The sequence below is a fragment of the Flexivirga sp. YIM B11880 genome (assembly GCF_058148645.1).
In genome coordinates, this window is record NZ_JBMAMH010000003.1 from 13,013 (window position 1) to 27,291 (window position 14,279).

The following is a 14,279-nucleotide window of genomic DNA, read 5'->3' on the forward strand; positions in this document are numbered from 1 at the left end:
GAGCGGGCAACTCGCCGGACCCTGCCGCGTAGTGCGTCCTCAGCCCAGCGGCAACTGCATCTGCTCGCCATACAACCGTCGCAGCCGATCAAGCTCTGCCGCGACCTCGCGCGGATCCCGCCGCGCCATGTCACGCAACGCCCGCGCCCGTCGCCGCGCGCCACGCGGATCGCCCAACGGCGACCCGGCCAATTCCTTGCGTTGTGCCCACTCGCGCCGGTTCTCCTGAGCCGAGGAGACCACCACATGCCCCGGTGCGACCCACTGGCACAACGGGTTGTCACACCGATGCCCCAGCACCCTGGCGTCCTCGAGCTCCTGGACGCCGTGCTGTAGGCCGAACGCGAATCGGTGCGCGACGATGCACCGACCGGGCGCGTACCAGAACCGCCCGTGACCCCGGCCACTGATCGCACCCGTCCATTACAGGCAGTCACTCCCGGGCACCCGCACGACCTTCGTCGCATACCGCCGCACCACCTCCACGTCACCCAGCGCCGCTGCCAGGCCCGCCAGTCCTGCCGGGTCAATCCGTCGCCCGGCCATCGCGCCACCTCACGTCATGACCCATCCTCGTCACGTGCCGGTGCAACCCCGGCATCACCGTCCGCATCGTCACCGGACGCACTGACACTGGCCGCGTCGGTCGCCAACGCCTTCAGCCGCGACCCCTGGCTGACGGTCAGCTCCCCACCGCACCACTGGATCGCCTCCTTCATCGTCAGCTTCTCGTCCTCGACCAACCTGCGCAGCGCACGCGCCGCGTCCAACTCGCAGGCGTCACGCTCCTTCAGCCCGATCATCACCTTGACCGCCAGGTCACGGCGACGACGATCCCGCGCCTCGACCTCCTTCTTGCGTTTCGTCTGCGCCGCCATCGCCGCGCGACGCGCCTGCTGACGCACCGACTGACCGCCACTCATCACCGACCACCTTCATCTCTCGATTCCGATCACCTTTCAACCGCACACAAGCCCCACCACCGCCCCCCACGCTCACCTCGACCTTGTCAATCCCGCCCCACACCCGCCTCGTCCACCGTCACCCGATCACGCCGACCACGCCCGTTCCCCCTCCTTCTCCCCCGATCTCAAGTCCCACACACCTCTTGCATTCCCGGTTCTTGATTTTTCAACGACTGAGCGCCAAGCCGTCGCCCCCGACTTGCGGCGGACATGGCAAACGTGATTCTTCGATCCCAACAGGACCCGCGAGGGGTCAATGTCACCTTTTTCGCCGATCCGATCGTCAGCGTCCTGTGGTCGCAGGTCGACCAGTCCGTGCGGTCCCAGGTCCTCGATGCCCACCGCATGGCGGCCAACGACGCCCTCGACGCAGTCGGCATACCCGCCTACGACCGGATACCTTGCGGATGCTCGCCCGATCGCCCATCCCGCCAGCCGCTGCACGTCCACGTTCTGATCGCCATTCACCCTGCCCGCGTGCACGGCCGGTGTGACGCGGGACGCCGGGCATTCGTCAGCGCGGCCGCCGTTCGCGAGGTCTACGCAGCTGCGGTCGGCCAGCGACTGCGGGAGCTCGTCACGGCATGACCGCCAGTGTCCACAAGCTGACTGCCGGGTCCGGGTATGACTACCTGACCCGGCAAGTCGCTGCGATGGACAGCACCGAGAAGGGCTACACGGGTCTGGCGAGCTACTACACCGAGCGGGGCGAGACGCCGGGTAAGTGGGTCGGCTCCGGCATGAGCGGGATCGATGGGCTGTCCGCCGGCGACACGGTGACGGCCGAACAGATGCAGGCGCTCTTCGGCTCCGGGCATCACCCGCTGGCCGCGCAACGGAAGGCGACCCTCGCCGGCCCCGACTTGAAGAAGCAGGACTATGAGGCGATCACCCGGCTGGGGTCGCCATTCAAGGTCTACGACAACGACATCAGCGACTTCCGCAAAGAAGTCGCCGAGCGGATGGGCGACCTCAACGAGCGGGAGGGGCTCAAGCGGGATGCGCCGCTGACCCCGCAGCAGCGCGCGACCATCCGCACCGAAGTTGCCCGCGAGTTCTTCCAGCGCGAGCATGGCCGCCAGCCCCAAGATGCCCGCGAACTGGCTGCTACTGTCGCCAAGCATTCCCGCCCGCAGACCCGCGCCGTCGCCGGGTATGACGTCACCTTCTCCCCCGTGAAGTCCGTGTCGACGCTGTGGGCCGTGGCCGATACCCCCGTCGCCGCAGCCATCGAACAAGCCCACCACGACGCGGTCACCGACGCACTGCGTTTCCTGGAGACGCACGCCTTGTACAGCCGCACCGGCACCAACGGCGTCCGCCAGGTCGACGTGCAAGGGATGGTGGCCACAGCGTTCACGCACCGCGACAGCCGCGCCGGCGACCCAGACCTGCACAGCCACATCGCCATCGCCAACAAGGTCCAGACCGACGACGGCCGCTGGCTCAGCATCGATGGCCGGGTGCTGTTCAAGGCAATGGTCAGCATCTCCGAGACGTACAACACCGCACTGGAGAAGTACCTACGGCAACGCCTCGGCGTCCAATTCGAGGAGCGAGCGGGCACCGACACCCGCAAGCGACCCATCCGCGAGATCGTCGGCGTCGACGCACAGCTCAACAATGCGTGGTCCACCCGCCGAGCCCGCATCGACGTACGCCGCAACGAGTTGGCCTCCCAGTTCCAACGCACCCACAACCGGCCCCCGTCGCCGGTCGAAGCCTTGCAGCTGGCGCAGCAGGCAACCCTTGAAACACGTGAAGCCAAACATGAGCCGCGCAGCATCGGCGAGCAGCGACGAGCCTGGCGGGCGGACGCCATCGCGGTCCTCGGCGGCGAGAAGAAGCTGACCCAGATGATCCGGACCACGCTTTCGCCTTCAGCCAAGGAGGCCGAACAGATCACCCCGGCATGGGTGGCGACCACCGCCGATCGGATCATCGACAACCTTCAGAATCGCCGTGCCCACTGGCAGACATGGCATGTACGCGCCGAGGCGCAGCGCCAGGTGCGCGCCGCCAACCTGCCCGGTGAACTGATCGAGCCGACCGTCGACGCCCTGGTCGCGACGGTCCTCACGGAGCGGTCGATCGGCCTTGCCCGCCCGGTCGACGACCTCACCGAACCCGCCAAGTTGTGTCGGCGAGACGGCTCCAGCGTGTACGACGTGGCGGGTTCGACGATGTTCACCTCGCGCGATGTCCTCAACGCCGAAGAGCGCCTCGTCAGTGCAGCCGGCCGCGTCGACGGCATGCGGGTCGCGGCCAACGACGTCGGCCTTGCCCTGCTCGAGCAGTCCGCCAACGGCCCGGACCTGAACGCTGGGCAAGTGACGCTCGTGCGCGAAATGGCAATGTCCGGCCGTCGAGTTCAGTTGGCGATCGCCCCCGCCGGCAGCGGCAAGACCACCGCGATGAAGGCCCTCACCACCGCCTGGACCAACGGTGGAGGCACCGTCGTCGGACTGGCCCCGCGGGCCGGTGCCGCGAAGATCCTGCACGGCGAGATCGGTGTGCAGACCGACACGCTGGCGAAACTGACCGACTCCCTGCAGAAGGGGATCCTGCCCGACTGGGTCAAGCACATCGACAACACCACGCTCGTGGTCATCGACGAAGCAGGCACCGCCGACACCCTCTCCCTCGACCGCGCCGTCAGCTACATCCTCGGCAAAGGCGGCAGCGTCCGGCTCATCGGCGACGACCAGCAGCTGTCTGCGATCGGCGCCGGTGGCGTGCTGCGCGACATCCAAGCCAGCCACGGCGCCCTCCAGCTCAGCGAACTGCACCGTTTTGTCAACGCCGACGGCACGGTCAACGTCGACGAGGGCGCAGCCAGCCTCGCCCTGCGTGCCGGCAAACCCGAGGGCCTGGGGTATTACCTGGACCACGGACGGGTCCACGTCGGCGACATGGCCACCATGACCGAAGCTGTCTTCCAGGCCTGGGCCACCGACCGCGCGGCCGGCCTAGACGCGATCATGCTCGCCCCCACCCGCGACCTGGTCAGCCAACTCAACCAGCGAGCCCGCGCCCACCGGCTGGCCGACGAGAACGGCACGAATCCACGAGCCCGGGCACGCACCGTCCACCTGGCCGACGGCAACGACGCCAGCATCGGCGACGTGCTGATCACACGGTCCAATCGTCGCGACCTGCGGGTCAGCGCCAGCGACTGGGTCAAGAACGGCGACCGGTGGACGCTGGAGAAGATCACCCGCACCGGCAGCCTGAAGCTGCGCCGGCTCGACGCCAACCTGCACGTGACAGTGCCGGCTGACTACGTGGCCGCATCCGTCGAGCTGGGCTACGCCACCACCACCAACGCCGCCCAGGGTGCCACCTCGGACACCTGCCACGGGCTGTTCTCTGGAGAGGAGACCCGCCAGGAGCTGTACACCGCACTATCGCGCGCCCGCCGCGCCAACCACCTGTACCTGCAGGTCGCATCCGACGGCGACCCGCACTCGGTGGTGCACCCAGACCTGGTGTTGCCGCCCACGGCCACCGACGAACTCGAGGCGATGGTCGCCAACGACGGCTCCGCACGCTCGGCGACCACGATGCTGCGCGACGCCGCGGACCCGGCCGAGCTACTGGGTGCCGCCGCCTCCCGATACCAGGACGCGCTCTACTTCGCGGCCGAGGACCTGCTCGGTGAGCCCGCCGTCTCCGCGCTGGAGGCAGGCGCCGAACGAGCCGTTCCCGGAGTGACCAACGAGCCGGCCTGGCCGGCGCTGCGCGCACACCTGATCCTGATCGGCGCATCGGGCAAGGACCCGATCGACACCCTTCAGGCTGCCGCCGCCCGCCGCGAGCTCACGACCGCCGACGATGTGGCCGCCGTGCTGGACTGGCGCCTGGACCCGTCCGGGCTGCGTGACGCCGGGCAAGGCCCGCTGCCCTGGATTCCGGCGGTCCCGAACGCCCTGGTCACGCACAAAGAGTGGGGTCCCTATCTGACTGCCCGTGACCAGCTGGTCCGCGATCGCGCAGCCGTCGTCGGCGAGGCGGCCGCGCACGATCCCACGGCACCCAGCTGGGTACCCGCCGGCGCCGCCCGCCCGAACGACGCGGTCGTGGCAGAGGTTGCGGTATGGCGCGCCGCCATGCACGTCGACCCGGACGCCTGTCGTCCCACCGGTCCGCAGCAACTCCAAAAGGCTGTCGCCCGATGGCAATCCGGATTGCACCAACGTGCGCTCGGTGGCCGCTCCCCCGCCACCGATGAGTGGGCGCCATTGCTGCGCCAGATCGCACCGCAGGTGATGCGCGACAGCTACGCACCCGTACTGGCCGAACACCTGGCCTCCATGTCCCGCGCGGGCGTCCCCGCCCGGGCGGTGCTACACCGCGCCGCCGAGGAAGGCGTGCTGCCCGACGACCACGCGGCCGCGGCCCTGTGGTGGCGCATCTCGGCACATCTCGGGGCTGCCGCCACCACTGGTGTCGACGAGTCGCTGACAACGGACTGGTCGGACAAATTGCCCGATCTGCTCGGCCCCGATCGAGCAGCGCAAGTGCGCGCGAGCACCTCCTGGCCGGCCCTTGTCGCCGCGGTCGACCACGCCATCCAACGCGGCTGGACGGTGGAGGCGCTGCTGTCCGGAGTACCCGACCAACTGCACGACGTCGACGTCGACTGTTGCCAGGCGCTGCTGTGGCGGGTGCAGGTGGCCATGGACCCCATCCCCGACGAGGACCACTACGACGAGCGCGACTACGAGCAGCCCCCCGAAGATGCCTGGACGGGCGAGCAGCCCGTCGCCGATGGACAGACCACCGAAAGCGCCGACCCGGTGCCGGAGTATGTCGTCGACGCGCCGCCGCCCGGCGACGACGACATGCCGTGGGACCTCGACCTGGGCGACACCGGACCGATCGAACGCGACTCGGGGGGTCCCGCCCCCGATGCAGAACCCGCCAAGGGTTTGACGTTTGCCGCGCTCCGTCGCGACGCCATGAGTCCTCTTGAGCCGTCCGAGCGTCAACTCGAGCAGGCATCCGAGCGGGCCAACCGCATCCTGGAAAGCCAGGTCACTCCCGATCGCATCGCGCAGATCAACGAGCTCACCCTGCAGTTCTATGAGAAGTCGTTGCCCGACTCGTGGGCTGCACAACACCTGCGGGACAGGTTCGGCGTCAACCTGGTCGGCGACCTCGAGCTCCGGCCCGGATTCGCACCGCCCGGTTGGGACACCCTCATCACGCACCTGCGCGGCCAAGGCGTGACCGACCAGGAGATGGTCGCCGCGAACGTCGCCATCTACAACCAGCAGGGTCGACTACGTGACCGTTTCGTCAACCGCTTGATGATGCCAATCATCCACCGGCGCGACGGATGGAGGGACTTCCAGCCCGTCCCGTTCGGGGGACATGACGTCGTCCTCGGTTTCGTCGGGCGCCGGCACCCAGATCTGACCGACGAGGACAAGGCTGGACCGAAGTACCTGAACACGGCCGAAACGGCCCTATTCGTCAAGGGCGAGCAGTTGTATGTCGCCGGCACGTGCCGTCTCGCCGCTGGGGCCACGCCCGTCCTGGTTGAAGGGCCCATGGACGCGGTCGCCGTCACCGTCTCGACGGACGACTGCGTGGGCGTCGCACCGTTGGGCACTTCCCTGACCGAAGAACAAGCCGACCAGTTGGCACGCCTCGGCCGCAACCCAGTCGTCGCCACGGACGCCGACGCCGGCGGCCAGGTTGCCGCCGAGCGTGACTTCTGGCTCCTCGCCCAGCACGGGATGGATTCCGAACAAGCCTTGTTCCCAGCAGGGTTCGACCCTGCCGAACTCGCCGGAGCATTCGGCCCCGAGCGACTGCACGGAGTCCTGTTCGACCGCGTCCCGTTGGCCGAAACAATGCTGCAGGAGCGTCTGGCTAACCTGCCTGCCGCCAAGGCACTGTCCGCCGCCGCGAAGATCATCGCTGCCCGGCCGGCTCAGTTCTGGGAGTCGGGCATCGAACAGCTGAGCAACCGGCTCAAGGTCAGCACCCGCCGCGCCCAGCAAGAGGTCCTCTCTGCCGCTCGAGCATTCACCGACGACCCCCGCAAGGCTGCCCAGGACGGCAGGGACCAGGCGCAAGACACCAAGAAGCGCATCCAGACCAGGTCCAAGGACGCGCAGATCCGGTGGGCAGAGTTCGCCGACAGCGTGGACCCCCGCCTGGTCGAACAGGGCGATTGGAAGGCGCTGGCGATGATGCTCGACGAGGCCACCGCCCAGGGCCACGATGTCGCGGCCGCGGTGCGGGAACTCGTTGGTGCACAGCCGCTCGGCGAGTTGCCCGCCCAGGACCTGCGCTACCGCCTGGTCGCCAAGCTCAACCTATTGCAGCCGCAGGGATCACCGGTCGTCGCCGACACCGGGAACCTTTCCGGCGCCGAGCAGCAGCGACGCCAGCCCGCCACGCCACTCGACCGCGGCCGCGGCGCCCCCCGTCGATGAGCTGATGTGAGGGCTGTGGATGGTCCGGACAGGATTACCCATCGGTGGGTAGCGTCGATCTCGTGCCCGACGCCACCGTCACACCGCCTACACCGTCGCCGCTGCGTCGCTCGGCGTGCTGACCCGCCGCAAGCTGGCCTCCCTGCACTACCGCCGACCCTCAGAGGCGGATCGGCCGCCGCGCTCGGGCAACGTGGTGGGTGCCGCCGGTTAGCGTGCTCGTGGCGACACTACTGGTGGCGGCGGGACTGTGGCTGGTGGCGGTCGACATCGACGTTCGAAGGCTTCCCGACAGGGGTGCTGCTGCCGGTCGCCGGGTTCGCCTTCTTTGCAATAGTTGCTCTGGCCGCCACCGATCCACCAGTCCTTGTACGGGCCTTAGCGTGCGAATTCGCCGGATTCGCAATCTATTTCGCGCTGCGATGTCAAACTCGCCGGCGTTGTCGGTCTCGTCGCCGGGTTCCATGGCCTGGCACGGTGTGGTGGTGGTTCCTGGCCGGCCGACTCCTGTGCCTGACGCGGGCTGCGGGGCCAGGGTCGCGTTCGGGCCGTGGCTGGTCGCCGAGCTACTCGTCGGGCTGGCCCTGACTTGACCGTTCGGCGTCACCTCTGGGTGCAGGCGACCTCGATGAGCCGGCCGGATACGCCCGCCTCACTCACCGCTCGACCGACGAGCCCTCGCGCCAAATTGGTCGCGCCGTACTCCGGCCATCGGGTGACACGCACTGTGAACCGCGCCGTATCGCCGACGATCCGGACGTCCTCATACAGCGGTCCGGTGTCGAAGATGTTCCTGATCGATTCCGCAACCGCGACGAGGTGCTCCATGTCAGCGTGTCCGACGACCGCATTGCCGGTCTCGGCCGCGGGTGCATAGGTCAGGGTGACGGCAGTCGGATTCACACGGGGATTATCTCCTCCGGCCCTGACACCCATCCCGGTACAGACATCCGGCCCGGCGCCCCGGTGGTGGTCGCAGAGCCGTGGGACTCGGGTCACTCGTCGTCGAGAACCTCGCCGGTGTCGAGATTCACCGACGCCAGATGGGGTGGCGGCATGGTTGGCATAGGCCGGCGCCGGCCGGCGCCGGTTGTTGCCGCGTGCTCGATGTCCTCGGCGAATGCCACGCGCCGCCCATCACCGGCCGCGTCGCTGAGGTAGCGGGTATACGCGCCCCGGGCCGGCCACTGCCGGTGGCCCTCCCCGCAGTGGTCCTTGCACCGGATCTTCATCCGGTCGACGAACGCTGGCAGGCAGTACCGGTGCCAGTCCTCCAGTGCATCGGAAGTAAGGGCGATGCCCGCCCGGCGCCGCTGATCGGCCACGACGGCGATCTCGTGCACCAGGTGCGGGTGCTTCGGCCAGCACTGCGGGATGAATCCGTGCTCGTCCCAGATGTATTCGTGGTTCAACCAGTCGACGACTTCCTCCAGCCACACCCACAGCTCCTCGCGTAGGTCGGGGCGCATGCAGCTCGCCGGATCCCACGGTCGGGGCAGCGCCGAGATGTCGCCGAGGGCCTCCACCTGTTCGTCATCGCCCTTGTCGGCGATCGTCAGCTCCCGGTATGCCAGCTGCAGCTGCGGACCCACCATGGGGAACCGTCGTGTCATCGGTAATGGTTCACTTCGTGCCTCGTCTGTGCCGGTCATCACGCACTCCGCTCGTCTTCGTCGTCGATGGTCAGCCCGCGTCGACGGGCTTCCACCAGGGCGCGCGTCGCCTGCGCCTCGGGCGTCACCACCATCTCCCGTTGCTGATCCATCACTAGCCGCAGCTTGTCCTTGCGGGCCAGCAGCTGAGCGCCGGCCTTGCCGTCGATGCACCGGTGCAGTTTGGCGATCATCGGTTTGCCGTTCTCGGCGATGACCAGCGCCCGACGCTCTTTCAGTTGCCGGATCTCCTCGCCTCGCAGGATCGGGATGTCCTCACCGGACACGGTGCGTCCGCCCATCTGACCGCTTTGATAGCTGGTGCGGGCGACGCGGGTGACCCCGAGCAGGTCGGAGATCTCCTGGTTGAATGCGGCGTCCTTGGACCCCCCGAAGACCATGAGGTTGTTCGTCAGTCCCAGCAAGGCGCGCGCTTCCTGCTCCCCGAAGATCGCCGCCAACTGCCGCCACGTCTGGGTGGCGTAGATGATGCTGATACCCAACGCCCGCTCGTTCGCCATACGGGTCCGCAGCGTCGGCAGCGGGGCTGTGGACGGCAGTTCATCCAGGCAGGCAAGGAACGGCGGGCACAGCCTGCCCCACCGGGACCGGTTGGCGGCGGCGAGAGCAGTGTCCAGGACGTGCTCAGCTACGGCCGTCATCAGTGGTGACGCGGACGCGTACGGGTCCTCGCGACCCAGCAGGTAAATGGTTCCGCCCTGCCGGACCACCTCCGCGATGTCGGTGGCTGGGCGTCCCTTACTGGGCACGCAGCGCCGACGGATGTCCGCCTGGAAGAACAGCGACATCGTCTGCTGCACCGTGGTGATGGTGTTTCCGGCCGTCCGATCGTCGCCATGCAAGGCGCCGTGCAGCAGCCCGTGCCAGAACGGGGCCGCCTGCGGATGCTCCCTCAAGATCTCGGTAGGCTCGTTGGTCCGCAACGGCTGCGCCACCCATTCCAGCACGTGCTCGAGGGATCGGCCGGTCAACGCGGCCGCGTGGTAGTAGGCCTGCAACACCTTCGCGGCCTCCGCGGCGTAGAACCGTGCCGCGTCGTCGCCGTGGCCCTGCGTCATCGACCCCTTCACCGACCCGGCGGTGAACGCTTTGGCGCGCCGTTCAGCAACCATGGGGTCGACGCATCCGTCGATGATGTCGACCACCAGCTCGGGTAGGCCGGGCGCGAGCCCGAACGGGTCGAGCACCAGGCATGGCTTGCCACCGGCCTGGCGGTCGCTGAAGCTCAGGAGCAGGTCGTCGACTTTCGTCAACGTCACCAGCGCCGCGCCGGGCGCCCCCAGCAGCGCAGGAATGAGCAGGTCGAGCGTCTTGCCGCTGCCCTGTGGGCCGATCACCCCGGCTGTGCGGTCCCACGGGATCCACAACTCCCCGCCTCTTGGCTCGACCGCCTTGCCCAGGCGCCATCCCACGTCGTGCGGATCCATGACCAGCTTCCTCATCCGCGTACCCTTCCCTTCTTGCCGTACAAGTCAGGTCGTACGACGCCGGACACTTTCCGCAGCCGGGTGCGGCCGAGGAGGTCTTCGGCCTCATCCCGGCTCGCCATACCTTGCACGCGGTTCGGTCCCCAGCGGTCGAACGCCATCTTGAGCGCGACCGACAAGGCCACCACAACCAGCAGTTCGACCAGCACGATGCATGACCACAGCAGCAGAGAGCTGGCGGGGTGATGCAGGCCGCTGATGCCGGCCGCGGCGTTGCCATGCACCACGCCGGGGATGGCGGTGAACAGGTTCGCGTCGGGGGTGAAGGACCATCCCGCGCCGGCGACACAGTTCGCCAGTGCCCGGCCCGTGTGGAACCCATACAAGATCCCCAGGAAGTAGGCCACCATCACCCCGACCGGCCGCTCCCAGGTCCATGGATAGGGGTCCGTCCGTCTGCTTCGCTGCATTCCGCCTCTCCTTTGCTCCTACTCCCCCGAAGGTTCGAAGGGCCGGGCTGGCGCTCACTGGCCGATCTGCGGATCGGTCCGCGATGGCGCCACCGGCACCGCCGTCGTCGTCGTCGCATCGGTCGGCCGGCCTCAGTCGGGGGTGGTAGTGGTCAGCTGGTCTTGCTGGGGTGATCCGACACCTGTCCTACGCGCCAAATTTCGAAGATGTGCTTATGAGTGATGTCGTATCCGTAGTCGCTCACGGTGACCCCGTCTTTCGGGTTCTGCGCGCCGATGGCCTGGTGGTCGGCCGGGTTGAAGACCATCTCGACGTGGCCGATCTTGTTCGGGCCGAGGTAGCTGTCGAAGAAGATGAGATCGCCGGGCTTGGCCTTGTCTGCCGGCACTTTGAACCCGTTGCCGGCGGCGAGCCAGTCGCGTTGCGCACCGGCTGTCCGTGGCATGGTGATATCGACCTGTGCGTATGCCGCCATCGCGAACGAGGAGCAATCCCACGTGTTCGGGCCGTTGGCTCCCATGACGTAGCCGTCGCCGAGGTGGTCCTTGGCCCAGCCGAGGACCTTCTTGATCCGCTTGTCGCTGATCGGAGGAAGGTCGGGGTTGCCGTCGCCGCCGCTTCCGCAATCGGTGGGGTCGCCCAGCACCGTGCCGCCGCCGTACGCATGGGCGTAGTACAGGACGTCGTTGACATACCAGTCCGCGTGGTTGTATCCGAAGATCGCCTTCTTGACGCCCGCCGGGCCGCTGGTGACGCCAAGCTTGGTCAGGTACTTCGCGGCCGTCATGATGCTGTCGGCGTTGTCGTTGATGTCGGCGATACCATCGCCGTCGCCATCGACTCCGTATACCGACCATGTCGCCGGCATGAACTGCATCAACCCCCGGGCGCCTGCGCTGCTGACACCGAGATCCATCCCGTGGGCTGTCTCCTCCATGCCGACGCCGGCCAGCAGGGTCCAGGGCAGTCGGTAGCGGTTCGCCGCTTTGACGTAGAAACCCTTGATGGCGCTGGGTATGACGATCGGCGGGTTGGTAAGGGACTGCCGCCGGTCCTTGCCCGGCAGCGGTAGCGGGAACCCGATGCCACCTTCGCCGCCAGGAGGCGTCGGCGGCGCTGGCGGCCCGGTGTGACGGGGTGGGCTGGGCGCGACCGCCTGCCCGTTGAGCGGTGCCTTGTGTTGCTGCATGAAGGGGATCGGGTTGATGTACTTGTTGTTGACCGCAACCCCGAAGTGCAGATGATTGCCGGTGCTGTTCCCGGTCGAACCTTCCAGGCCCAGGCGTTGGCCGATCGTCACCGTGGCACCGACGTGCATCGCCGGGTCGAGCTTGGCCATGTGCCCGTAGGTGGTGCTGATGCCGCCTCCGTTGTCGAGCACCACCGCGTTCCCCAGGCCGCCATACGGCCCGGCGACCTTGACCTTTCCGGCGGCCGCGGCCAGTACCGACCCGGGGGCGGGCAGCATCGCGATGTCGACGCCTTCGTGGTAGGTGGATCCGATGCCGCCGGGTGAGGGCCGCGGGCCGAAGCCGGAGGTGATCACATACCGTTGCGACGTCGGGACGCGCCAGGCGCCGGTGGGCTGAACCTGTGCGCCTCCCTGGTCGCATTGGGTGATCGCCAGCTCTTCACCGGCCGCCGGTGAAGTGACGGGAGCCACAATAAGTGCCGCCACCAGCGGGACGGCCGCGATGAACGCGACCGGTATGGCACCCGTCAGGTATTTGTTCATCGGTCACGCCGCCGCGGCGATCGCGTCGTTGGTGTAGGTGAGGTCCTTTTCGATCGGGTGCAAGACGGTTTGCACCTTGTACATCTGCTCGCCGACGCACCACACCGCGCGGCCTTTCCCCTGCATGCCCCAGCCGGTGACCAGCCTGCGTGCGATCGGTCCGAGCTCAAGGAGGCGTTCCAGTTCGTCTGCGACGCCGGCGTCCTGGCCGAGCAGGATCTTGATGTCGGCCAGGTGCAGCAGGTCCTTGGCGATCGCCACCGCCTGCGAGCCGGCGTCACCGGCAGACAGCAGGTCGGACGGCTTGTGCCCGACCGCGAACTGGATGTCCCCATGGGTGCGACTCAGCCGCAGGTCCGCGTCGAACGACTTCACGGCTTCGGTTCCCAGGCGCAGCTGCTTCCACGACTCGTCGCGGACCACGATCCGCAGGTCGCCGGGACTGGACATTTCGCGCATGCCACGTGCCCAGCTGTTCACGCAGGTGAGTGCGATCCCGACCGCTTCGTCTCCGAGGGGCTCCAGCCGGGACAGGCTCAATGACTGGATCGGCGCCTTCCAGTCGACCTGGATGGTGGTGTGGTCGTCGAAGAGGCCTGCGAGGGCGCCGGACACCAACTGACCCAATGCGTCACGCAGCAAACGGGTTTCGTCCCAGAAGTGTCGTTCAGAGGAGTACCGGCAGTCCTCGATCAGTTGGGCCGTGGGGTTGTTGAGCAGCTCCCACAACTCGGGGATGGTGACCTCGACGAGCTGGCTCTGTCCCGAGCTGTACCCGGTGAGGATCTGCAGTGCCGCCTTCACGACGGTCTCGTCGGTGGGCCCGAACGGCACGTGCTTGTCACCGATCTTCTGCGAGCCGACCAGCCCACGGACCAGTGTCAGCCACCGGCCGAACACGATCGAGGCGCGTCGCTGTGCCTCCTGCGGTGTGAGGTCGGCCCATCCCTCGCCCAACGGACCGAATGAGATCGGGTTGATCCGGGTCGGCATACCGTGACCGACGGCGAACGGTTCGACGTTCAGGGCACGGCACAGCGGCTCGTACTCGTCCTTCGGGTCACCGCACACCAGTGTTCGGTAGTTGAAGTCCATCATTCTCAGGCAGAACGCCTTGGTGGTGCCGCTCTTGCCGCGGCCGGGTTTGCCGAAGGAGAAGATGTTGCCGTTGGTGACCGGGACGCTGTCGTCGAGGGTCCAGCCCAGGGGGTCGGCGAAGAAGCTGCCGCCGGACAGTTCGTCGATGCCCATCTGGGCACCGGTCGGGGGAAGGCCGGGGGCGGCGATGAACGGCCAGAAGACCGGCGCCTGCTCGCTGGTCATCCGCCAAGAGGCCACCGGAGCAGTGACCGGACCGTGGCCGCGGCCGGCGCGCAGTGCACCGCCTCGAGGCGTGTGCCGGAACAGTCGCGGCTCCTTGGGGGCGGGAGCCTCCTGCGGCAGCCGGGGGACCTCGTGCCCGAAGTCAGACAGCAAAGTCGCCACGTCACGGCCGGCGCCGGCCTTCACTCGTCGTCGCATCCGCGGGTCTCCTGGTCTGTGGTCGTGATCGCTGCCCA

General features: G+C 67.9%; 11 protein-coding genes. 2 read left to right on the top strand and 9 right to left on the bottom strand.

The genetic code is table 11. From position 1 onward, the window contains the following. Positions 1-39: 39 nt before the first annotated feature. The 3 genes from ACN8HC_RS06150 to ACN8HC_RS06160 form a co-directional block, all read right to left on the bottom strand. Entirely contained in the window at positions 40-300 is a 261-nt protein-coding gene (locus tag ACN8HC_RS06150; protein ID WP_229749466.1) for a hypothetical protein, read from the bottom strand. Between the two features lie 123 nt (positions 301-423). Further along, on the bottom strand, positions 424-546 hold the full coding sequence (locus tag ACN8HC_RS06155) for a hypothetical protein (protein WP_268235918.1): 123 nt from the start codon (positions 544-546) through the stop codon (positions 424-426). A gap of 14 nt (positions 547-560) precedes the next feature. Further along, a complete protein-coding gene (locus ACN8HC_RS06160; RefSeq protein WP_188835775.1) occupies positions 561-923 on the bottom strand; it encodes a hypothetical protein in 363 nt (120 codons plus the stop codon). 261 nt (positions 924-1,184) lie between these two features. On the opposite strand from ACN8HC_RS06160, the gene ACN8HC_RS06165 reads away from it, so the two are divergent. Both ACN8HC_RS06165 and mobF read left to right on the top strand, forming a co-directional pair. After that, positions 1,185-1,553 (top strand): hypothetical protein, encoded by a 369-nt coding sequence (locus ACN8HC_RS06165; protein ID WP_188835774.1) that lies wholly within the window; start codon positions 1,185-1,187, stop codon positions 1,551-1,553. Beyond that, complete coding sequence (mobF, locus tag ACN8HC_RS06170; protein WP_188835773.1) at positions 1,550-7,414, top strand: MobF family relaxase; 5,865 nt, start codon at positions 1,550-1,552, stop codon at positions 7,412-7,414. The genes ACN8HC_RS06165 and mobF overlap by 4 nt, the downstream gene beginning before the upstream one ends. Before the next feature lie 603 nt (positions 7,415-8,017). Here mobF and ACN8HC_RS06175 read toward each other — a convergent pair. The 6 genes from ACN8HC_RS06175 to ACN8HC_RS06200 form a co-directional block, all read right to left on the bottom strand. Then, entirely contained in the window at positions 8,018-8,317 is a 300-nt protein-coding gene (locus tag ACN8HC_RS06175) for a hypothetical protein (protein WP_188835772.1), read from the bottom strand. Between the two features lie 92 nt (positions 8,318-8,409). Beyond that, positions 8,410-9,027 carry a hypothetical protein gene (locus ACN8HC_RS06180; RefSeq protein WP_490074000.1) on the bottom strand — a complete coding sequence of 206 codons (618 nt, stop codon included), beginning with the start codon at positions 9,025-9,027 and terminating at the stop codon, positions 8,410-8,412. A 38-nt stretch (positions 9,028-9,065) separates the two neighbouring features. Continuing rightward, on the bottom strand, positions 9,066-10,529 hold the full coding sequence (locus tag ACN8HC_RS06185; RefSeq protein WP_188835770.1) for a type IV secretory system conjugative DNA transfer family protein: 1,464 nt from the start codon (positions 10,527-10,529) through the stop codon (positions 9,066-9,068). Continuing rightward, the gene (locus tag ACN8HC_RS06190) at positions 10,526-10,984 is read right to left on the bottom strand and encodes a hypothetical protein (RefSeq protein ID WP_188835769.1); all 459 of its coding nucleotides are present in this window, start codon (positions 10,982-10,984) and stop codon (positions 10,526-10,528) included. Before ACN8HC_RS06190 ends, ACN8HC_RS06185 begins: the two co-directional genes overlap by 4 nt. A 152-nt stretch (positions 10,985-11,136) precedes the next feature. Further along, positions 11,137-12,720 (bottom strand): peptidoglycan DD-metalloendopeptidase family protein, encoded by a 1,584-nt coding sequence (locus ACN8HC_RS06195; RefSeq protein WP_188835768.1) that lies wholly within the window; start codon positions 12,718-12,720, stop codon positions 11,137-11,139. Between the two features lie 3 nt (positions 12,721-12,723). Continuing rightward, positions 12,724-14,241 carry an ATP-binding protein gene (locus ACN8HC_RS06200; protein ID WP_188835767.1) on the bottom strand — a complete coding sequence of 506 codons (1,518 nt, stop codon included), beginning with the start codon at positions 14,239-14,241 and terminating at the stop codon, positions 12,724-12,726. Between the last annotated feature and the right edge of the window lie 38 nt (positions 14,242-14,279).